Origin of the sequence: Stenotrophomonas sp. ATs4, from assembly GCF_051861585.1 — a bacterium.
Classification (GTDB): Bacteria; Pseudomonadota; Gammaproteobacteria; order Xanthomonadales; family Xanthomonadaceae; genus Stenotrophomonas; species Stenotrophomonas maltophilia_AS.
Window position 1 is genome coordinate 61,311 of sequence record NZ_JBLYPK010000003.1, and the last position, 16,807, is coordinate 78,117.

At 63.5% G+C, this 16,807-nt stretch carries 32 protein-coding genes, 1 pseudogene and 1 riboswitch; of the genes and pseudogenes, 26 read left to right on the forward strand and 7 right to left on the reverse strand.

What is annotated here, in order from left to right:
- The first annotated feature begins 20 nt into the window (after positions 1-20).
- The 21 genes and pseudogenes from ABR323_RS06180 (at position 21) to ABR323_RS06280 (ending at position 8,318) form a co-directional block, all read left to right on the forward strand.
- Positions 21-320 carry a hypothetical protein gene (locus ABR323_RS06180; protein WP_439448665.1) on the forward strand — a complete coding sequence of 100 codons (300 nt, stop codon included), beginning with the start codon at positions 21-23 and terminating at the stop codon, positions 318-320.
- The gene (locus ABR323_RS06185) at positions 317-625 is read left to right on the forward strand and encodes a hypothetical protein (protein ID WP_439448666.1); all 309 of its coding nucleotides are present in this window, start codon (positions 317-319) and stop codon (positions 623-625) included. Before ABR323_RS06180 ends, ABR323_RS06185 begins: the two co-directional genes overlap by 4 nt.
- The gene (locus tag ABR323_RS06190; protein ID WP_439448667.1) at positions 625-825 is read left to right on the forward strand and encodes a hypothetical protein; all 201 of its coding nucleotides are present in this window, start codon (positions 625-627) and stop codon (positions 823-825) included. Before ABR323_RS06185 ends, ABR323_RS06190 begins: the two co-directional genes overlap by 1 nt.
- Positions 825-1,040 (forward strand): hypothetical protein, encoded by a 216-nt coding sequence (locus ABR323_RS06195; protein ID WP_439448668.1) that lies wholly within the window; start codon positions 825-827, stop codon positions 1,038-1,040. Before ABR323_RS06190 ends, ABR323_RS06195 begins: the two co-directional genes overlap by 1 nt.
- A gap of 100 nt (positions 1,041-1,140) precedes the next feature.
- On the forward strand, positions 1,141-1,395 hold the full coding sequence (locus ABR323_RS06200) for a hypothetical protein (protein WP_439448669.1): 255 nt from the start codon (positions 1,141-1,143) through the stop codon (positions 1,393-1,395).
- Positions 1,395-1,517 (forward strand): hypothetical protein, encoded by a 123-nt coding sequence (locus tag ABR323_RS06205; RefSeq protein ID WP_439448670.1) that lies wholly within the window; start codon positions 1,395-1,397, stop codon positions 1,515-1,517. The genes ABR323_RS06200 and ABR323_RS06205 overlap by 1 nt, the downstream gene beginning before the upstream one ends.
- Positions 1,514-1,735 (forward strand): hypothetical protein, encoded by a 222-nt coding sequence (locus ABR323_RS06210; RefSeq protein WP_439448671.1) that lies wholly within the window; start codon positions 1,514-1,516, stop codon positions 1,733-1,735. The genes ABR323_RS06205 and ABR323_RS06210 overlap by 4 nt, the downstream gene beginning before the upstream one ends.
- A gap of 217 nt (positions 1,736-1,952) precedes the next feature.
- Complete coding sequence (locus ABR323_RS06215; protein ID WP_439448672.1) at positions 1,953-2,663, forward strand: ERF family protein; 711 nt, start codon at positions 1,953-1,955, stop codon at positions 2,661-2,663.
- Positions 2,660-3,280 carry a lambda exonuclease family protein gene (locus ABR323_RS06220; RefSeq protein ID WP_439448673.1) on the forward strand — a complete coding sequence of 207 codons (621 nt, stop codon included), beginning with the start codon at positions 2,660-2,662 and terminating at the stop codon, positions 3,278-3,280. Before ABR323_RS06215 ends, ABR323_RS06220 begins: the two co-directional genes overlap by 4 nt.
- Before the next feature lie 5 nt (positions 3,281-3,285).
- A complete protein-coding gene (ssb, locus tag ABR323_RS06225) occupies positions 3,286-3,762 on the forward strand; it encodes a single-stranded DNA-binding protein (protein ID WP_439448674.1) in 477 nt (158 codons plus the stop codon).
- Positions 3,762-4,022, forward strand: coding sequence for a hypothetical protein (locus ABR323_RS06230; protein ID WP_439448675.1), 261 nt, complete (start codon positions 3,762-3,764; stop codon positions 4,020-4,022). Before ssb ends, ABR323_RS06230 begins: the two co-directional genes overlap by 1 nt.
- On the forward strand, positions 4,019-4,360 hold the full coding sequence (locus ABR323_RS06235; RefSeq protein WP_439448676.1) for a hypothetical protein: 342 nt from the start codon (positions 4,019-4,021) through the stop codon (positions 4,358-4,360). Before ABR323_RS06230 ends, ABR323_RS06235 begins: the two co-directional genes overlap by 4 nt.
- Positions 4,357-4,626: a hypothetical protein gene (locus ABR323_RS06240; protein ID WP_439448677.1), complete on the forward strand. Its 270-nt coding sequence runs from the start codon at positions 4,357-4,359 to the stop codon at positions 4,624-4,626. The genes ABR323_RS06235 and ABR323_RS06240 overlap by 4 nt, the downstream gene beginning before the upstream one ends.
- Positions 4,623-5,531, forward strand: coding sequence for a hypothetical protein (locus ABR323_RS06245; protein ID WP_439448678.1), 909 nt, complete (start codon positions 4,623-4,625; stop codon positions 5,529-5,531). The genes ABR323_RS06240 and ABR323_RS06245 overlap by 4 nt, the downstream gene beginning before the upstream one ends.
- The gene (locus ABR323_RS06250) at positions 5,524-6,237 is read left to right on the forward strand and encodes a DNA cytosine methyltransferase (protein WP_439448679.1); all 714 of its coding nucleotides are present in this window, start codon (positions 5,524-5,526) and stop codon (positions 6,235-6,237) included. Before ABR323_RS06245 ends, ABR323_RS06250 begins: the two co-directional genes overlap by 8 nt.
- Before the next feature lie 12 nt (positions 6,238-6,249).
- The gene (locus ABR323_RS06255; protein WP_439448680.1) at positions 6,250-6,456 is read left to right on the forward strand and encodes a hypothetical protein; all 207 of its coding nucleotides are present in this window, start codon (positions 6,250-6,252) and stop codon (positions 6,454-6,456) included.
- Positions 6,453-6,692, forward strand: coding sequence for a hypothetical protein (locus tag ABR323_RS06260; protein WP_439448681.1), 240 nt, complete (start codon positions 6,453-6,455; stop codon positions 6,690-6,692). Before ABR323_RS06255 ends, ABR323_RS06260 begins: the two co-directional genes overlap by 4 nt.
- Positions 6,682-6,972: a hypothetical protein gene (locus ABR323_RS06265; RefSeq protein ID WP_439448682.1), complete on the forward strand. Its 291-nt coding sequence runs from the start codon at positions 6,682-6,684 to the stop codon at positions 6,970-6,972. Before ABR323_RS06260 ends, ABR323_RS06265 begins: the two co-directional genes overlap by 11 nt.
- Entirely contained in the window at positions 6,969-7,214 is a 246-nt protein-coding gene (locus ABR323_RS06270) for a hypothetical protein (RefSeq protein WP_439448683.1), read from the forward strand. The genes ABR323_RS06265 and ABR323_RS06270 overlap by 4 nt, the downstream gene beginning before the upstream one ends.
- Before the next feature lie 7 nt (positions 7,215-7,221).
- Positions 7,222-7,365, forward strand: a pseudogene (locus ABR323_RS06275) (helix-turn-helix domain-containing protein); the annotation flags it as partial.
- 23 nt (positions 7,366-7,388) lie between these two features.
- The gene (locus tag ABR323_RS06280) at positions 7,389-8,318 is read left to right on the forward strand and encodes a tyrosine-type recombinase/integrase (RefSeq protein ID WP_439448684.1); all 930 of its coding nucleotides are present in this window, start codon (positions 7,389-7,391) and stop codon (positions 8,316-8,318) included.
- 173 nt (positions 8,319-8,491) lie between these two features.
- Here ABR323_RS06280 and hemN read toward each other — a convergent pair whose 3' ends face one another.
- Both hemN and ABR323_RS06290 read right to left on the reverse strand, forming a co-directional pair.
- Positions 8,492-9,901, reverse strand: coding sequence for an oxygen-independent coproporphyrinogen III oxidase (gene hemN / locus ABR323_RS06285; protein WP_439448685.1), 1,410 nt, complete (start codon positions 9,899-9,901; stop codon positions 8,492-8,494).
- A gap of 44 nt (positions 9,902-9,945) precedes the next feature.
- Positions 9,946-10,386, reverse strand: a complete 441-nt coding sequence (locus ABR323_RS06290) for a group III truncated hemoglobin (protein WP_135273030.1) — start codon at positions 10,384-10,386, stop codon at positions 9,946-9,948.
- 179 nt (positions 10,387-10,565) lie between these two features.
- Between ABR323_RS06290 and ABR323_RS06295 the strand changes: the two genes are divergently transcribed.
- Together ABR323_RS06295 and ABR323_RS06300 are read left to right on the forward strand one after the other, a co-directional pair.
- Complete coding sequence (locus ABR323_RS06295; RefSeq protein ID WP_439448686.1) at positions 10,566-10,853, forward strand: hypothetical protein; 288 nt, start codon at positions 10,566-10,568, stop codon at positions 10,851-10,853.
- Positions 10,850-11,899: a 4Fe-4S dicluster domain-containing protein gene (locus tag ABR323_RS06300; RefSeq protein ID WP_135273028.1), complete on the forward strand. Its 1,050-nt coding sequence runs from the start codon at positions 10,850-10,852 to the stop codon at positions 11,897-11,899. The genes ABR323_RS06295 and ABR323_RS06300 overlap by 4 nt, the downstream gene beginning before the upstream one ends.
- Position 11,900: 1 nt before the next feature.
- Here the strand turns inward: ABR323_RS06300 and ABR323_RS06305 are convergent, their stop codons facing one another.
- Both ABR323_RS06305 and ABR323_RS06310 read right to left on the reverse strand, forming a co-directional pair.
- The gene (locus tag ABR323_RS06305; protein ID WP_012510634.1) at positions 11,901-12,137 is read right to left on the reverse strand and encodes a hypothetical protein; all 237 of its coding nucleotides are present in this window, start codon (positions 12,135-12,137) and stop codon (positions 11,901-11,903) included.
- Between the two features lie 353 nt (positions 12,138-12,490).
- Entirely contained in the window at positions 12,491-12,700 is a 210-nt protein-coding gene (locus ABR323_RS06310) for a hypothetical protein (protein WP_004152788.1), read from the reverse strand.
- A 111-nt stretch (positions 12,701-12,811) separates the two neighbouring features.
- On the opposite strand from ABR323_RS06310, the gene ABR323_RS06315 reads away from it, so the two are divergent.
- Positions 12,812-13,213: a helix-turn-helix domain-containing protein gene (locus tag ABR323_RS06315; protein ID WP_135273141.1), complete on the forward strand. Its 402-nt coding sequence runs from the start codon at positions 12,812-12,814 to the stop codon at positions 13,211-13,213.
- A 22-nt stretch (positions 13,214-13,235) separates the two neighbouring features.
- Positions 13,236-13,299: riboswitch (Fluoride riboswitch) on the forward strand.
- An 82-nt stretch (positions 13,300-13,381) separates the two neighbouring features.
- Positions 13,382-13,774, forward strand: coding sequence for a fluoride efflux transporter CrcB (crcB, locus tag ABR323_RS06320; protein ID WP_439448687.1), 393 nt, complete (start codon positions 13,382-13,384; stop codon positions 13,772-13,774).
- A gap of 3 nt (positions 13,775-13,777) precedes the next feature.
- Here crcB and ABR323_RS06325 read toward each other — a convergent pair whose 3' ends face one another.
- Positions 13,778-14,611, reverse strand: coding sequence for a cupin domain-containing protein (locus tag ABR323_RS06325; RefSeq protein WP_439448688.1), 834 nt, complete (start codon positions 14,609-14,611; stop codon positions 13,778-13,780).
- Positions 14,612-14,745: 134 nt separating this feature from the next.
- Here ABR323_RS06325 and ABR323_RS06330 point away from each other — a divergent pair, with 134 nt between their 5' ends.
- Positions 14,746-15,240: a DUF6265 family protein gene (locus tag ABR323_RS06330; protein ID WP_439448689.1), complete on the forward strand. Its 495-nt coding sequence runs from the start codon at positions 14,746-14,748 to the stop codon at positions 15,238-15,240.
- Between the two features lie 58 nt (positions 15,241-15,298).
- Here ABR323_RS06330 and ABR323_RS06335 read toward each other — a convergent pair whose 3' ends face one another.
- Together ABR323_RS06335 and ABR323_RS06340 are read right to left on the reverse strand one after the other, a co-directional pair.
- Positions 15,299-15,709: an SRPBCC family protein gene (locus ABR323_RS06335; protein ID WP_439448690.1), complete on the reverse strand. Its 411-nt coding sequence runs from the start codon at positions 15,707-15,709 to the stop codon at positions 15,299-15,301.
- A 20-nt stretch (positions 15,710-15,729) separates the two neighbouring features.
- Positions 15,730-16,749, reverse strand: coding sequence for an aldo/keto reductase (locus ABR323_RS06340; RefSeq protein WP_126927795.1), 1,020 nt, complete (start codon positions 16,747-16,749; stop codon positions 15,730-15,732).
- Positions 16,750-16,807 lie beyond the last annotated feature (58 nt).

Genomic DNA, 16,807 nt, shown 5'->3' on the forward strand with positions numbered 1-16,807 from the left:
ATGAGCAAGAAGCACGGCGTATGTCCTTTGGCGCCATCGGGGAAACCTGCCCGAAGCTCGACAAGTTGAGGGACAGGGCTATCGATTCCATCCAATCCGCAATCGAGGATGTGCTGAAGGATCTGGTTGAGAGCATCAAGGACGAAGCGACGATCCCACTCCGTGAAGCTCTGGAAGGCGCCTATCTAGAGCTGGTCGAGGCCCAGCAGACCATCGCAGAACTGGAAGAGCGAATTTCGGAGAAGAGCCAGCAAATCGAATCTCTGGAAATGGAGCTGGAAGAGGCAACCAAGGCGCTCGATGCCATGGAGGCAGCATGACCCCCCACACTGCCAACGAAATCGCCCGGAACGCTCAGAAGAGCTTTGACGGCCTGCTTCCGGATGACAACGAATCCGCCTACCAGGACGCGGTCAACGAGGTCGCGAAGTGTCACGAAACGGCCGAGCTGGTCGCGGTGATCGCTGGGGCTGAGTCGGCGCTGGACTACCTGATTTCACGGGTTGATGTGCCGAGCTACCTGCTCCACGACCTTCGCGCCCTGCTCAACAAGCAGCGGGACATCAAGTGCCAGATCGAGTCCGAGATGAAGTCTCCCTCCTATCACGATCCGAGGAACAGCTAATGGTCATCCAGTTCCCGAACCCCACGGAGCGCCACGACATCAACGTGGTGCGCGGCCTGGCGAAGCGTCATGGATGGGGCGTGTCAGTTGTCCGCGCCTTCATCCAGCACGGTTGCCAGCGTAGCGAGATGAACGACCTTGCTGAGGCCGCCCGCCGCCAGCGCATGAACCAGGGCCACGGGCCGCAAGGAGCAGCGTGATGAAGCCGGATTGGAAGGATGCGCCGGAGTGGGCGGAGTGGCTTGCGATGGATTCCGATGGCGGCTGGAACTTCCATGAAGCCGAGCCATTTTGGGATCAGGCCGATGGTTGCTGGTATGGCCGTGAGGTTGAGGACACAGCGGTGCAGTTGGGCGGCTATGACTACAACCCCGATGAGACCGATGCGAGCTCAACTTTGGAATCCCGCCCATGACCCGCTTCCTGCGCTCCCCCTACTTCCCGCTGGCAGTGCAAGCAGTCATTGCCGCCGCAACAGTGACCCAGCTTGTGCTGGCTATGAATGGAGTTGTGCAATGAATCTGAAAGCGTTCTATGTCGATGACATGCCAACCATCTACGCCGCCGAGTCGGCGGAAGAGGCTGAACGCCTCTATGAGGAAGACGTTGGCGATCCCTGCGACGAAGGCTATCCGCGAGAAGTGTCCGAAACAGAGTTGGACCGCTCTATCCCTGATTTCGGAGAAGACGAACTTCCGACTGGCGAGATGACGACCATGCGGGCGTGGCTGGAAGAGTCAAGCCCAGGTTTTCTGTGCGGAGCCGAGTGATGACCCCGCTATCCGAACTCGCCCGCCTCTTCCCCGCCATCCCGAAGCCCGATCCGCTGGGCGACGAGGTAGACGCCGACGAGACGAACCATGGCCCTTGCGCACAGGTGGATGAGGAATGAAGGCCCACTACCTGGTACTGGCTTGGTGCGTTGCGGCTCTGCTGGCGTGCGTTGGTCTGTCGTGGGTATGCAAGCAGATCGAGCGCTTCGACCTGACTTTCATCTTCGCTGCACTGGCTGTGCTGGCCGTTCTGTTCGGCACCGACGAACTGACAGTGATCCGCAAGAAGCGCAACGACCGATTCAAGCAGCCGCCGCTCACCACCGAGCGGGGCTGAGTTCTACGGAGGGAATGCGGAGTGGTGATCCGCAGCGAGGCAGTTAGCCGCAGTGAGAGAGCCCGGCCATCAGGTTCTGCACGTGACTGGAGCCACTCAGGTCAAAGCCGGAAACGCACCACCGGCCCCTCCACCCAATCCCCTGCCCTGTCGCTCCCCACGACAGGGACCCGCGCCAGCCGGGTCCAGAAGCTGGCACTAATTCAACGAGGCACACATGAACGCAGTAGTCGCTACCCAAAACGATCATCCGGTTCAGACGGTAGCTGAAGGCTCCGCGATCCTGGCCGTCATCTCCCGCGCCGCGTCCGACCCGAACACGGACGTGGACAAGATGGAGCGTCTGATGGGCATGTACGAGAGGATCGAGAGCCGCCGTGCCCAGGCTGAGTTCGCAGCCGATCTGGCCGAGATGCAGGACACGCTCCCCTCCATCGGTGAGCGTGGCAATGCAGCAGGCCGGTACACCTACGCCCTGTGGGAAGACATCAACGCCGCCATCAAGCCGATCATGAAGCGCTTTGGCTTCGCCCTGTCGTTCCGTACCGACTGCTCCAACGGCGTGAGCGTGACGGGCGTCCTGACCCACCGCAGCGGCCACCGGGAAGAGACGACCATCAACCTGCCAGCTGACGGTAGCGGCAACAAGAATGCCGTACAGGCAGTGGCATCAAGCGTCAGCTATGGCAAGCGATACACCGCGTCGGCCCTACTGAACCTGACGAGCCATGGTGAGGACGACGATGCCTTTGCATCGGTGACCGGCTTCGATATCAGCGAATGGGCCTCTGCCATCAATGGCGCCGCTGACAAGACGGAGCTTGACCGTATTGGCGCTGACTTGAAGGCGCAGACCGGCATCCCGGCTCTGGCACTGCGTCAGATTCGCGCCCTGTGGTCGGCTAAGGCGAAGGAGCTTGCCAAGTGAAGGCCAACGCCGCCCAAGAGTCACAGGACTGGATGCAGGCACGGGCAGGCAAGTTTACGGCCTCCCGAGCGGCTGACCTGATGGCACGCACCAAGACTGGCCCAGGTGCTGCCCGCGCCAATCTGATCGCCACTCTGGTGGCAGAGCGGATCACTGGGCAGGCGGTCGAGGGCTACCGGAATGCGGCCATGGATCGCGGTATCGAGCTTGAAGGCGAGGCACGCGATGCCTACAGCTTCAACACCGGACAGGCTGTTGTCGAAACCGGATTCATCACCTGCGGCTGGCTTCCCAACACGGGCTGCTCCCCTGATGGGCTGGTTGGCGATGAAGGGTTGGTCGAGATCAAGTGCCCGTCCGCAATGGGAAAGCACCTGGATGCACTCCTTACTGGCGCACACGCCGACGAGTATCGCTGGCAGCTGCAGCACCAACTGCTGGTCACCGGTAGGGAATGGGTTGACGCCTACAGCTATGACCCGCGCTGGCCCGAGAACCTACAGCAGGCTATCCGCCGCGTCACCCGCGACGAGGAAGCGATCAAGCAACTGTCCGAAGAAATCCGCAAGGCCGACGCCGAGGTTGAGGCGAAGGTTCAACAACTGACAAAGGAGTAAGGCCTGTGGCACGCGGGATAAACAAGGTGATCTTGGTTGGGAACCTGGGGAATGACCCTGATACGAAGTACACCCAGGGCGGCATGGCGATCACGCGAATCTCTCTGGCGACAACCAGTGTCCGCAAAGACAAGGACGGCAACCAGGTCGAGCGCACCGAATGGCACCGTGTGGTCTTCTTCGGGAAGCTTGGCGAGATTGCTGGCGAGTACCTGCGCAAGGGATCGAGCGTCTACGTTGAGGGCGCCATCAAGTACGACAAGTTCACCGGTCAGGACGGCGTGGAGAAGTACTCGACCGACATCGTGGCCGACGAGATGCAGATGCTCGGCGGCAAGCAGGAAGGCCAGTCAGGCGGCACCAGCTCCCGCCGAGGCGGTCAGGAGCAGCGCGAGCGGCCGCAGAGGGCTACGGACAATGCGCCGCAGAACGAGTTTGCCGACGACGAAATTCCATTCGTCTCCATGCAGGGGGGCTGGTGATGAGCGCCGATACCGATTGGAGCGCTGTGGCCGATTCCGCCTATCGGGAATTCGTGGAGGACGAGCGCCGGGAGAAGGATAAGCAGAATCTGGAGGAACTACAGGACGAGATCGAGCGACTGAACGAGGTTGTCGCTGCTGTCTCCGACTACGCGGATCAGCTTTCCTACGACGGAAAGTGGGCCAATGCCAGTGACGAGCAGATCGAGCAGAACCGGGTCGCGCTGGAACTGCGCCGCATCTTGGGAGAGATGGAATGACCATCAAGCGCTATGACTCAAATGACGGTTGCGAGATTGCTGATGATGGACCCTACGTCCTCCACTCCGACCACGAGGCAGAGGTAGCCCGCCTGCGCGCTGAGGTGGAGAAGGTGCTCGGCTACGAAGTCGCGCCGCTGGAAGAGAAGGTAGCGGAGCGGCGCGCTGAGGTGGAGGGTTTGAAGCAGGTTAAGGAAATTGTGGCGAAAACTCGCCGCAGCAATTCCGATGCTTATGAGCAGGCTTGCAGGAATGACGATGGGCTCATGCAAGCCGTCTGCAACGCACGCACGTCCCTTCTTAATAACATCGACGCCGCAATGGGAGCATCCGCATGACCACCGACAACAAGACCCTGGCTGTCGATGTGCTGGCGGTGATGCTTGACGACGCACAGAAGGCGAAGCGTCACCGAATGACGGTGGATGCCGAGTACGCAGACGACGCGGAGGAAGAGTCGGAAGCCGTCCGCGCCGCCGTCGCCGAGATGCTTAGTGCCCTTCAGGTCGCCGAGCTGGCTCTTCGTGAGCGTGGCCTGCGGGCATGCGGCGAGTACAAGCAGATTGAAGCAGCCCTCGCCCGCGTCAAAGGAGAATCAGCATGAGCACTGACAAGACTCTGGTCGACGTGCAGCCCGGTGGGAGGGTGAGGCTGGGGGATCAGCTGCCGCCGCTGCCGTGCACGCACTACAACGCGTACGGCGATGGAAGCGAACCGTTGTACACCGCAGAGCAGATGCAGGACTACGCACGCGCCGCCCTCTCCGCCCAGCCCTCCCCGGGTGGTCAGGGGTTGATCACCGTGGACGACCTGGCACAGGTCATCCGACAGGTTGATGGAAATCACTCGCTCGGTGCTGGGGCGCTCGCTGAGGAAATCATCGACAAGCTGCCACGCCTCGCCGCCCGCCAGCCGGGTGGTCAGGAGGCGCGACGTTGTGCCGAGCACTGCCAGAACGGGCGAGCGGACGTGTGCCTCGCATCCCAGCACAATGGCGTCATCTGCCCCGACGACAGCTGCGACATTGACGATGGATTCCGCCACAACCCCATCGCTTCCAGCAATACGGCTGCTACTGTTCCGCAGGGCTGCGATGCGTGCCATCGAACCGGCATCCGCCGGAACGATGAAGGCCGCAACGTTTTCTGCCCTGACTGTGATCTTGGTGCCGCCTACGCTGGTGATGTCGCCAAGCCATCCACTGTTGTCCAAGGGGCGTCGCTGGTTGATATTGCAAAGACTGTTGGCGCTTATCTGTACGGCCAGCAGGTCGATACCTACTACGACTTTTCAGAAAAACAGTTGGAGCAGTTTGTGGAGGCCGCCCTCGCCGCCCGCCAGCCGGTGGGGGAGCCGGTGGAGGTTACCGACGCAATGGTTGAGGCTGCAGCCGATGCGATTATCGGGGATGGCTACCCATTTGAACTGAGTCTTGAGCATGCCAGGGCCGCTATCAAGGCCGCCTTAGAAGCAAGAACATCAGCCAAGCCAAGGAGTGAACGTGCGTGAGCTGGCTCTATTCGCAGGCGCTGGTTGCGGAATACTGGGAGGCCACTTGCTCGGATGGCGCACAGTCTGCGCTGTCGAGTGGGAGCCCTACCCCGCAAGCGTTCTTGCCCAACGACAGAATGATGGACTTCTCCCGGCCTTCCCGATCTGGGATGACGTTCGCACCTTTGACGGACGCCCTTGGCGAGGGTCTGTTGACGTGGTTTCTGGAGGCTTCCCGTGCCAGGACATCAGCATCGCTGGCAAGGGCGATGGACTGGACGGCGAGCGGAGTGGACTCTGGTCGGAAATGGCCAGGATCGTTGGCGAAGTACAGCCACTATTCGTCTACGTGGAAAACAGCCCAATGCTCACTTCTCGGGGGCTCGGACGAGTTCTTGGAGACTTGGCCGCGCTGGGGTTCGATGCGGAATGGGGAGTTGTATCAGCAGCCGACACCGGCGCTCCGCACCTCCGCGAGCGCATCTGGATTCTGGCCAACCGTTTGTGCCAGGGACTATCGAGGGATCGGCAGGAGTCGCCTGGAGAGGACTGGCAGCAAGTCGGGAGAGTGCCTCCCACAGGCAATCGGTGGCCTGCTGAACCCAACGTGGGCCGAGTGGCTCATGGGGTTGCCGGAAGGGTGGACCGAATTAAAGCCCTTGGAAACGGCCAAGTTCCGCGAGTGGCTGCGCGAGCATTCCGAGAGCTACACGCCAGACTTTAAGGAGCAAGCCGCATGACCTGGAAGCCGATCAGCAGCGCGCCGAGGGATGGGAGCTGGGTGATGCTCGGGATAGTTGGTCGGAAAGAGATCCTGCTTGCGTACTGGCACCGCCTGCATCAGGCGTGGTGGGGTCAGAGTGGATCAACTGGCGAATGGGAGAAGTGGCAGAAGGCGACGCACTTCCAGCCCTTCCCCGAGCCGCCGAAGGAGACCGAATGAACGGGTTCGTTGATGGCGGGAAGATCGTTGTCGCCTTCTACGGCGACGGCGGAATCAAGTACATGAGCGAAGTGGTCGGATACATGATTGAGCCGACTTATGTCCTCCGGAGCCCAGAAGGACGGCTAGAACATTGGGCCAAGTCCCTTGTCCGCGAAGCCACCACCGAAGAGACCATTGACTACTGGAAGCAGCGCGCACTGCGGGCTGAGAAGGAGACCGACGATGGACGTTGAACAGAGGGCCAGGGAATTCCATGAGGCCTATGAGCGACTTGCGCCTCAGTTCGGCTATGAGACGCGGCCTGAAACACGCGAGTTTGATCCGTATAGCCCCAATGGGCGCCTGATGATGGCAGTAATCGCCGCCCTCACGCCGCCCGAGGGGTTCGTACTGGTTCCGCTGCAGCCGACTGAGGCGATGATCGCTGCGGCGGAGGAGGCGCACATGCCGTTCGGCGACATGGGATTCGCCATATCGGCAGCTCTCTCCGCGCGCCCGGAGGTGAAGCCGTGATCGTACAGGCAGCTATTGCGTTCACCGGGTTCACTGCGATCTGGCTCACACAGTCCAAGCGCGACGGCGTGCGGCGGTTCGCGTGCCTGTTCGGATTGGCAGGCCAGCCATTCTGGTTTGCATCGGCCATAGCCGCTGAGCAATGGGGCATCGTTGTGCTGTGCTGCTTCTACACCGTGGCCTGGGCCCGTGGCGTCTGGAACAACTGGATCAAGCCGGAGGTGCCGGATGGGCGCGGCTGAGAAATTGATGACTCTGGCGCAGGCAGCAGACCACTGCGCCTGCTCAGTCAAGACGCTGAGGCGCGCCATCGATGCCGGGCAGCTTGCAGCGGCACGGCTAGGCCAAGGCCCCCGATCTGACAGAATTCACCCCGCCGACCTCGCTGTATGGTGGGCCAAGTGCAAGGTAAAGGTATGCCCGTCACCAAGCGTCCCAACGGACACTATCAAGTCACCATCGGATACGGCGGACGAACGTATCGCAAGACTTCTCGCCACTGGTCCTTCAAGGACGCGCGGGAGTACGAGCGCAAGTGGCTCGCGTCCGTCAAAGACGTTGCGGCTGGTCGTGAGCCGGAACGGCTGATCGCTGAGGCGGTGGAGCGCTGGTTGACGGACCACGTGCCGCGCCTGCGCTCGGCTACCAAGACGAAGGCTCACGTTCGGGCACTGCTGCCCTATATCGCTGGTCGGAAGATTGGGGATATTGCCCAGGTATGGGCGGAGGTGAAGGCTGCGGAGATCGGGAAGGCCCCGGCCACGGTCAACCACAAAGGGCGCATCCTACGGCAGATCAGCAGGATGGCGTGGCGCGAGTGGGGGTGGCTGGAGCGGCCAGCCGCTATCGGGCTGCTGCCGGAGAAGCCACGCGAGACGTTCCTGACAACCGAACAGGTCGAGGCGCTGGCGCGATCCTGTCCGAACCCTGCGGCGGGCGACTACGTGCGCCTGGCGGCGTACACCGGCATCCGGCGCGGGCATCTGCTACGTCTGACTGCTCACGAGGTGCGTGGAGGGTTCATCCATCTGGACCGCACCAGCAAGACGAAGACGCTGCAGCTGGTGCCGCTGCACCCGAAGGTAGAGGGTATTGCTGCGCGGCTCCCCTTGGGTGCCACAGACGATCAGGTGCGGGATTCGTGGGCAAAGGCACGGGCTGCGTGCGGCATGGAGCACGTCCGCTGGCATGACCTGAGGCACTCGTGCGCCTCATGGCTGGTCCAGGCTGGCGTGCCCCTTCACACCGTGTCAGAGGTGCTTGGGCACAGCTCTATGGCGATGACTCGGCGCTATGCTCACCTGTCACCGGAACACCTGTCAGAGGCCATCAGGAAGATGGCCTGATCCTGTGCAGTTTCTGTGCAGTAGATGGGTCAAAACAGGTCATTTCAGTCCTGCACCGACCTATACGAATCAACTAGTTGCGCTGCATCAGGTGACTTAAAATCCGCCGGGGGCAACCCCATGCCGGTTCGATTCCGGCTCCGGGCACCACGCACGCACAACGCAACGAGCCTTCAGATCGCCCGCGAATAGCGCGGCTGCTCATGCGCTGCACGCAGGTACGGATCGAAGCACATCGCCAGCAGCCGCAGCAGCGGTCGGCCAGGTTCACTGGCGCGCACTACGCCCCCACGGTATTCGGCCAGACCATCTTCCTGCAGGCGTTGCACCGAACGCAGGTCTTCTGCGAAGTACTGCTCGAAGTCGACACCATGGCGCTGGCCCAACACGGCACCATCCACCTCGCCCTGGCACATCAGCTGCTGGATCAGTTCCGCACGCAGCTGGTCGTCAGCACTCAACGCCACGCCACGCCACACAGGCAGCTGGCCGTGGTCCACCGCGTCCTCCCACGACGGCAGGTCGCGCGGATTCTGGCTGTAGGTGGCGCCGATGTGGCTGATCGCACTGACGCCCAGACCGAGCAGATCGGTATCGGCGTGGGTGGTGTAGCCCATGAAATTGCGATGCAGCTGGCCGGCACGCTGCGCGCGTGACAGGTCCTCTTCCGGCAACGCGAAGTGATCCATGCCGATGTACTGGTAGCCGGCCGCAGAGAGCTTCTCCACCGCCAGGCCCAGCAGCGCCAGCTTGTCTTCCGGTGACGGCAGACGGCTTTCGTCGATCTGCTTCTGCGCGCGGAACAGATGCGGCAGATGCGCATACCCGTACACCGCCAAGCGATCCGGGCGCAGTGCCAGCACCAGCTCCAAGGTGCGCCCGAAACCCTCCAGGCTCTGCCCGGGCAGGCCATAGATCAGATCAACATTGACCGAACGCATGCCGCTGTCGCGGCACGCGCGCAGGATGTCCAGCGTCTGCTGCACGCCCTGCACGCGGTTGATCGATTCCTGCACCTGCGGGTCGAAATCCTGCACGCCCAGGCTGGCGCGGTTGAACCCGAGCCTGGCCAGCATGCCCACGTCGCGGGTATCGATGAAGCGCGGGTCGAGCTCGATCGAGAAATCCCGCTGCGCCGAATCGCTGAAATCGAAACGCCTGCGCAGGCCTTCCACCAGCGTGGTCATCGCCTCGGCATCGAGGAAGTTCGGCGTCCCCCCGCCCAGATGCAGCTGGATGACCTCGCGACCATCCTCGAACTGCGGCGCCAGCAGATCGGCCTCGGCCAGCACGCGCGCGACGTAGCTGTGGCCACGGCCGCGATCACGGCTGATCACCCGGTTGCAGCCGCAGTAGAAGCAGGGGCTGGAACAGAACGGCACGTGCACGTACAGCGACAGTGCACGGGCCATCTGGTTGCTGTCGGCGATCGCCTGGCGCAGGGCCGGCGCATCGAAACCATCGTGAAAATGCGGCGCGGTCGGATATGAGGTGTAGCGCGGCCCCGGGCGGTCGTGCCGACGCAGCAGATCGGGGTCGAAGTTCCAGGCCAGGCCGCCAGCGGCGGGAGAGAACGTGTCCATGCCGCAAGCATCGCGCCGGGCGGCCTGCGCCGCCTTGACCCAGATCAATCCTTGGCGGGGCTGCCCAGCACTGGCAGGCCAACCTGCGGCCAGCGCATCATCTGGTAGCGCTTCCAGAAGGTGTCACCGATGCGTGCAGCCACATCGTTGGCCAGTTCCTGCATCGGTGGGTTGTTGCATTCGGCGGTGGTGATCCGGAACAGCACCAGCCAACGGTCGAACAGGTCCTTGTCCAGCTCGATGGCCATGTGCTTGGACATCGGCGAGCCCTTGAAACGGCGCGTACCACGCAGCATCGCCGACCAGAAATCGACCAGCTGCGCCAGGTGCTCCGGCCAATCGTGGACGTGCGCACCAAACACCGGCCCCAGCCGATCTTCTTCGCGCACGCGGGCATAGAAGTCGTGGACCAGGCGGGTCACTTCCTGCTCGCTGCACAACTCGGGCGAGGCAACGGGTAGGACTGACGGGGGTATTGCGTTCATCGAGGCACCCAAAGCTTGCCGGCAGTGTGCCGCAGCCGGCTGCCACCACCGTTGATCCAGATCAATGTCGGCGCAGTCGGCTGCACCTACGCTGGCACGCTTGCAGGAAGCATGCCCTGCGGATGCTGCGCCAGCCCCGGCGAAGTATACGCGCCGCCCCCTTTTCAATCCGGGACAGCATGAACAGACCCTCTCCCAGCCAACGCCAGCGGTTGATCCAGCATTGGGGTGCCATCCTCTGGCCCAGTTTCATCGCCGCCGGCGTGGCCAGCGTGGTGTTCTTCGCCTTCGTCGACCCGCTGCGCCTGCAGGCCATCGGTTTCCCCGGCACGGCGATCAGCCGTGAGCTGGGCTATACCGCTGGCTTCTTCATGTTCTGGGCGGTGACGGCGCTGTCCAGTGCAGTCACCTGGTATCTGCAGCGACCGATGCCGAGCGACGATGACGACGAGTTGCCGCTGGGATGAGCACGACCTGCACCATGACATCCCGTCCCTGGCACTGGCGCGGCCCACTCAGCGCCGCCCTTCTGATGCTGTTCTACGCACTGCCATGGCTGCGCTGGGACGGTCGCCAGGCCCTGCTGCTGGACATCAACGCGCGACGCTTCGACCTGTTCGGCTGGACACTGTGGCCGGGCGACGTCGGCGTGCTGATCGGACTACTGGCCGCACTGGCGGTGGGCCTTGCATTGCTCACCCATCTCGCCGGGCGCATCTGGTGCGGCCATGCCTGCCCGCAGACGCTGTGGCGCCGAGCCTTCGACTGGATCGCACGGGCGGTGGCGCGCGTACTGCCGGCATCCGCGGCGCGCCCCGCCACGCAGGCGGCCTGGGGACTGTTGTCACTGTGGACCGGCGTCACCTTCGTCGGGCTGTTCAGTCCCATCGGGGAGCTGCTGTCGGCGCTGCCGCAGGCCGGCTGGAGCCGTTGGGAAATGTTCTGGGTGCTGTTCTATGCGACCGCTACCTGGGGCAATGCAGGCTTCCTGCGCGAGCAGGTCTGCCGATCGCTGTGCCCATTCGCACGCATGCAGCCACTGCTGACCGATCCACACACGCCGCGCATGCTGTACGACGCACGTCGCGGGGAACCTCGCGGTCCCCGCCCATCGGGCCTGGGCGGCGTGCTTGGCCGCCGTCGCGGCCTGCTCGATCCGACCACAGCGCAGGATTACGTGTTCCGCGCAGCACATCCGCTGCTGGCCGGACCGATGCCGACCTTCAGCGCGGACCGTCTCGGTGACTGCACCGATTGCGCTGCCTGCGTCAGGGCCTGTCCGATGCAGCTGGACATCCGCCAGGGGCCGCAGGCCGATTGCCTGGCGTGTGGTGCCTGCCTGGAGGCCTGCGCACAGCAGCAGCACCGGGCCGGCTTCGGTCCGGGGCTGGTGCGTTACTGCAGTCCGCAGGCCATGGCCGGGCAACCGCGGCGCTGGTGGCGACCGCGGACCCTGGGCCTGCTTTCAATGCTGCTGGCGCTGCTTGCCTGCGGCGCGTGGCGCCTGCTCTGAATCAACGCGGCCCGCTGGCGTTCGGCGGGACAAGCTGCGCACGTCGGACAATGCCCAGCTGTTCGATGATCAGCGCCATTTCGTTGGTGACTTCGGTACGCTCGGTCCCCTGCGGGACGAGGCGGTCCAGCACCTGCTGGTAGGTATCCCAGAACGCCGGACCGCATCCGTGTTTGTGATAACTGGCTTCCAGTTCGCGGCGTACCCGTTCAGCCAAGCCATGCATGCCGTATTCCATACGACCTCCGTTGGACTTGTTCTGCATCGTTGACGGTCTACCGATTCACTTGCGTGCTACTGAAAGACTCCCGGGCTTCACGCCCAGTTGATGCCAATTAGTCATAGATTTCACGACACGTCAATTACATGCAGCGACATTCGTGATCGAAATTATTAATCGTTCACGAAACTGCATACGGAAGCACAAGGTCGCCACACGGGTCTAAGCCGACACTCGGCCGGCCTCGACCGCCCTTCTCGCCAGTAGACACCACTGATCGGCAAGCCCGGGTTGATCGAATTTGCCTATGTTGCTAAGTATACTTAACAAAAAGTGCTTAGAGCGCTAGATACGACAGAATGCGGCGCAGATCAGATGGATTTACCTTCCGCAGCCTCAGTTGCAGGGAACAGGTTTGGGTAGCGCTGATGCAGGATGTACTGCCGCAACGCAGGAATGGGAAAGTCCCTGGGCCATTGCGACACTGCCGATCGGCTTATGCCAAAGAAACGCGCCAGTTCAGCGTCGGTCCGGAAGCCCAGCCGGGTGCGCACCTGCCCCTTGCTCCAGAATTCGGTCATGGTCGGTCCTTCTGTTAACCAGCCTTATTCTTGCGACAAGGATTCTTCGCATTCCACGCGTTAAGCTGGCTTGCATAGATGAATACTCTCGGCCAACGACTCGCTACCGCCATGAAGAAAGCCGGGCACCCACGCCCGGCCGATCTGGCCCGCGCCGCGCACTCGACGACGGCAACCATCAGCAACTGGCTCAACGACCATGTCAGCCCCTCGCATGTGAAGGCCGAACAGCTGTTCCGCATCGCCGATGCGGCCAAGCTGGACGCGCGCGAACTGCTGTATGGCATCAGCGGGCTCGGCGTTGGTGAACCCGGCAGCGCCTACATTCCCAGCCAGGCCCATCTGGACGTCTGGCAGGACGCCTACGAACTGGTCAGCCACCTGGTCGCCGAAAACGGACTGGAGATCGACCATCGCCGCCACGCGGCACTGGATCTGTTGGCCTTCGAACTACTGATGGACGGTTTCAGCCGCAGCAAGGTGGCCCGCGTGCTGATGACCTCGATGACGTGAACGCGCCACCGCTGGTAGCATGGACGACGATGGGGATGGGGCTCCCCCGATAACCGCCTGAGAGGGCTGATGGCTCCTGCCAAGACGAACCGGGTGTTCGTCGACGGCAGGCCGTGCCTGCCCTCGGCGTTCGCCATCGACCCTGCGAACCCGCACTCGAGGCACGCAATGCAAGCTTTGAACAACTATTTCCTGGTCTTCGTTGGCGGCGGCATCGGCGCCTGCCTGCGCCATGCCTGCAACCTGATCGGCGCACGGGTGGCGGTCGGCAGTCCCTGGCCCTGGTCGACCTTCCTGATCAACATCAGCGGTGCGCTGCTGATGGGCGTGGTGGTCGAGGTCTTCGCCATGCGCAATGGCGCCTCGCCGCAGCTGCGCCTGTTGCTGGCCACGGGCATCCTCGGCGGCTACACCACGTTTTCCACCTACGCGCTGGAGATCGGCCTGCTGCTGCAGCGTGGCCAGCATGGACTGGCGGCACTGTATGCCGGTGGCTCGGTGGCTTTGGGCCTGGCCGGCCTGTTCGGCGGGATGAAGCTGGCCCGGGTGGTGCTGGGCTGAGGCTCAGGCCGCACTGGCACGGGCCTGACCGCGCCATTCCCGCGGCGACTGCCCGGTGTGCGACTTGAACGCCCGCGACAGCGCGGCTTCGCTGCCGTAACCCACGTCGTCGGCAATGCGTTTCAGCGGCCGCCCCTGGCGCAGCGCCTGTTGGGCCAGACCCACCCGCCAGCCCTGCAGGTACTGGCCCGGAGTCGTGCCCATCGCCTCGCGGAAGCTGGCAGCGAACACGCTGCGTGACATGCCAGCCACCTCGGCCAGGTCTTCCAGGGTCCAGGACTGTGCGGGCGCTTCATGCATCGCCACCAGCGCCAGCCGCAGCCGCGGATGACCCAACCCGGCGAACAGGCCGCCACGCATCTCGCCACCTTCCATCAACTGGCGCAGCACCTGGATCATCACTACCTCGAACAGCCGGTTCACCATCGCCGCACGCCCGCAGCGCTGCTCGAACGCTTCTTCGAACAGCAGCTCCAACGCCGCGTTGCCGCCGTACAGATCAGCCAGCGGCAGGCAGATGAAATCAGGCAGCGCGGCACTGATCGGATTGAGCCGGCCACCTTCGAAATGCAGGTTGGCGCAGGCCATGTCGGCACCGTGCTGCGGGTCGGAGCTGAAGCGGCGCCGCATCGGCCGCGGATACAGCAGCAGGCTTGGCACTTCAACCTGCACGGTCTGCTGGCCGTGGCTGACCTGCAGCGGGCCGCGCCGCACCAGATGCAGCTGGCCGGCCTCGTCTTCACCGTCCAGCGTATTGATGCCGCATAGCGCACCTGCATGGAATACCGAGGCGGTGACGGCGAAGCGTTCAAGCAGGATGGCGAGACGGTCGACCATGACGGGACTCCGGGTCAAGCAAGGCGGGCTCAATGCGACAGATCGTATCGGAATCAACACTGGAAAGGACAGCACTGGCCGCCTCCTCCCTGGGGCGCTATACAGGCCGCACATCCCCGCGCATGGAGGCACCGATGTCGCTCCGCATCGCCCTGGCCCTGTTGCCGCTGCTGCTCGCAGCCCCGCACGCATCGTCCGCCGCACCGTCGAAGATTGAACACCTGGCCTGGCTGGCCGGTTGCTGGCAGCTTGATGGCCAGCCGGCCGGTGCCGGCGAGCAGTGGTCCACCTTGGCTGGCAACACCCTGTTCGGCAGCAGCCGCAGCCTGCGGGACGGCCGCACAGTAGGCTTCGAGTTCATGCAACTGCGCCAGCACGATGATGGGCGCCTGGTGCTGACCGCCCTGCCCTCTGGCCAGAACGCCACAGACTTCAACGCCACTCGGGTCGATGGCAATGAAGCCGTGTTCGAGAATCCCGCCAACGACTTCCCACAGCGCATCCACTACCGTCGCCTCGACGACCAGCGCGCGCATGCGCGCATCGAGATCGCCCAGGACAATCCCAAGCAGGCAATGGACTTTCCAATGCATCGCGTCGCCTGCGGTGGACCGACGCCCGCACGCTGACATGCAAACGCCCCGGACCGGCCGGGGCGCCTGCATGCGATCAACGCCACACGGGCATTCACCCGGCCAGTGTGGTTTCCAGTGCCTTCAGGCCATCGCGATAGATGCCCTGGAACAATGCGGACGCTTCTTCGTCACTGACGCCGACCGGGGTGAACTCACCGGACCAGTCGACCCGCGAACCGCCGCCCTGCTCGACCACACGCAGCGTGGAGCGATAGCCGTTGACCGGGAACGGAGCCTGCAGGATCGAGTACGTGTAGCTGCGACCGGCCTGGTCGAACGCTTCCAGGCGCTCGACGATGGCGTCGCCATCAGGATTGGCCAGATGACGCACGCGACCGCCTTCACTGAGCGTGCTCTGGGGAATGTACGGAAGCCAGTCGGGCAGTGAATCGAAGCCGCCGATCAGGTTCCAGACCTGGCCGGCCGGAGTCGGCACGATGATGGATACAGAAGCAGTTGCCATGGGAAGGTCTCCTCGGGGACTCAGATGTTGTCGATCGGCAGCGGGGCGTTGGCCGCGACCAGGCCCTGGGCGCGCAGTTCCTGCCAGAACCCGGCCGGGATGATTTCCTTCAGTGCGGCGTAGTCTTCGGCGATGCGCTCGGGACGGCTGGCGCCCGGGATCACCGCCGCCACCGCCGGGTTGGCCAGCGAGAACTGCAGGGCGGCGGCCTTGATGCTGATGCCGTACTCGGCCGCGATGGCCTTGATGCGCTCGACCTTGGCCAGGATCTCCGGCGACGCCTTCTGGTACTCGAAGTGGCTGCCACCGGCCAGCACGCCGGAGCTGTATGGACCGCCGACCACGATGCCGGTGTTGCGCTCGGCCGCCTTCGGCATCACCCGCTGCAGCGCACGCTCATGGTCGAGCAGCGAGTAGCGGCCGGCCAGCAGGAAGCCGTCAGGACGGGCTTCGTCCAGGTCCAGGGTCAGCTCGATCGGCTCGACGCGGTTCACGCCCAGGCCCCAGGCCTTGATCACGCCTTCCTCGCGCAGGCGGGTCAGCACCTTGAAGGCGCCGCGGCGTGCGGTCTCGAAGTACGACAGCCACTCATCGCCGTAGAAGTCCTGGGCGATGTCGTGCACCCAGACGATATCCAGGCGGTCGGTCTTCAGGCGCTTGAGGCTGTCATCGATCGACCGCAGGGTGGCATCGGCCGAGTAGTCATTGACCAGCTTGTTCGGGCGACCGGCGACGAACAGGCCGCCCTTCTCGCCAAGGTCGCGGGCGCTGGTGTCTTCCACTTCGTCCAGGATCAGGCGGCCGACCTTGGTGCTGAGCACGAAGTCGTCGCGGTTGCGCTTGGCCAGCGCGTCGCCGAGCCGGATCTCGGCCAGGCCGGCGCCGTAGAACGGGGCGGTATCGAAGTAGCGGGTGCCCTGTTCCCAGGCCGCGTCCACCGTGGCCTGGGCCTCGGCTTCCGGGATGTCACGGAACATGTTGCCCAGCGGCGCGGTCCCGAAGCCGAGGGTCTTGCCAGCCAGCAGAGTGTTGATGCTCATGGGGTTCCCCTTGGGGAGGTTGTTGAGGTTGAGCATAGGCTAGGCTTGCCCGATAAGA

Coding starts and splice junctions, on each gene's coding strand:
- ABR323_RS06180 (WP_439448665.1), top strand. CDS start 21: ATGTCCTTTGGCGCCATCGGGGAAACCTGCCCGAAGCTCGACAAGTTG.
- ABR323_RS06185 (WP_439448666.1), top strand. CDS start 317: ATGACCCCCCACACTGCCAACGAAATCGCCCGGAACGCTCAGAAGAGC.
- ABR323_RS06190 (WP_439448667.1), top strand. CDS start 625: ATGGTCATCCAGTTCCCGAACCCCACGGAGCGCCACGACATCAACGTG.
- ABR323_RS06195 (WP_439448668.1), top strand. CDS start 825: ATGAAGCCGGATTGGAAGGATGCGCCGGAGTGGGCGGAGTGGCTTGCG.
- ABR323_RS06200 (WP_439448669.1), top strand. CDS start 1,141: ATGAATCTGAAAGCGTTCTATGTCGATGACATGCCAACCATCTACGCC.
- ABR323_RS06205 (WP_439448670.1), top strand. CDS start 1,395: ATGACCCCGCTATCCGAACTCGCCCGCCTCTTCCCCGCCATCCCGAAG.
- ABR323_RS06210 (WP_439448671.1), top strand. CDS start 1,514: ATGAAGGCCCACTACCTGGTACTGGCTTGGTGCGTTGCGGCTCTGCTG.
- ABR323_RS06215 (WP_439448672.1), top strand. CDS start 1,953: ATGAACGCAGTAGTCGCTACCCAAAACGATCATCCGGTTCAGACGGTA.
- ABR323_RS06230 (WP_439448675.1), top strand. CDS start 3,762: ATGAGCGCCGATACCGATTGGAGCGCTGTGGCCGATTCCGCCTATCGG.
- ABR323_RS06235 (WP_439448676.1), top strand. CDS start 4,019: ATGACCATCAAGCGCTATGACTCAAATGACGGTTGCGAGATTGCTGAT.
- ABR323_RS06240 (WP_439448677.1), top strand. CDS start 4,357: ATGACCACCGACAACAAGACCCTGGCTGTCGATGTGCTGGCGGTGATG.
- ABR323_RS06245 (WP_439448678.1), top strand. CDS start 4,623: ATGAGCACTGACAAGACTCTGGTCGACGTGCAGCCCGGTGGGAGGGTG.
- ABR323_RS06255 (WP_439448680.1), top strand. CDS start 6,250: ATGACCTGGAAGCCGATCAGCAGCGCGCCGAGGGATGGGAGCTGGGTG.
- ABR323_RS06260 (WP_439448681.1), top strand. CDS start 6,453: ATGAACGGGTTCGTTGATGGCGGGAAGATCGTTGTCGCCTTCTACGGC.
- ABR323_RS06265 (WP_439448682.1), top strand. CDS start 6,682: ATGGACGTTGAACAGAGGGCCAGGGAATTCCATGAGGCCTATGAGCGA.
- ABR323_RS06280 (WP_439448684.1), top strand. CDS start 7,389: ATGCCCGTCACCAAGCGTCCCAACGGACACTATCAAGTCACCATCGGA.
- hemN (WP_439448685.1), bottom strand. CDS start 9,901: ATGGACACGTTCTCTCCCGCCGCTGGCGGCCTGGCCTGGAACTTCGAC.
- ABR323_RS06290 (WP_135273030.1), bottom strand. CDS start 10,386: ATGAACGCAATACCCCCGTCAGTCCTACCCGTTGCCTCGCCCGAGTTG.
- ABR323_RS06295 (WP_439448686.1), top strand. CDS start 10,566: ATGAACAGACCCTCTCCCAGCCAACGCCAGCGGTTGATCCAGCATTGG.
- ABR323_RS06300 (WP_135273028.1), top strand. CDS start 10,850: ATGAGCACGACCTGCACCATGACATCCCGTCCCTGGCACTGGCGCGGC.
- ABR323_RS06305 (WP_012510634.1), bottom strand. CDS start 12,137: ATGGAATACGGCATGCATGGCTTGGCTGAACGGGTACGCCGCGAACTG.
- ABR323_RS06310 (WP_004152788.1), bottom strand. CDS start 12,700: ATGACCGAATTCTGGAGCAAGGGGCAGGTGCGCACCCGGCTGGGCTTC.
- ABR323_RS06315 (WP_135273141.1), top strand. CDS start 12,812: ATGAAGAAAGCCGGGCACCCACGCCCGGCCGATCTGGCCCGCGCCGCG.
- crcB (WP_439448687.1), top strand. CDS start 13,382: ATGCAAGCTTTGAACAACTATTTCCTGGTCTTCGTTGGCGGCGGCATC.
- ABR323_RS06325 (WP_439448688.1), bottom strand. CDS start 14,611: ATGGTCGACCGTCTCGCCATCCTGCTTGAACGCTTCGCCGTCACCGCC.
- ABR323_RS06330 (WP_439448689.1), top strand. CDS start 14,746: ATGTCGCTCCGCATCGCCCTGGCCCTGTTGCCGCTGCTGCTCGCAGCC.
- ABR323_RS06335 (WP_439448690.1), bottom strand. CDS start 15,709: ATGGCAACTGCTTCTGTATCCATCATCGTGCCGACTCCGGCCGGCCAG.
- ABR323_RS06340 (WP_126927795.1), bottom strand. CDS start 16,749: ATGAGCATCAACACTCTGCTGGCTGGCAAGACCCTCGGCTTCGGGACC.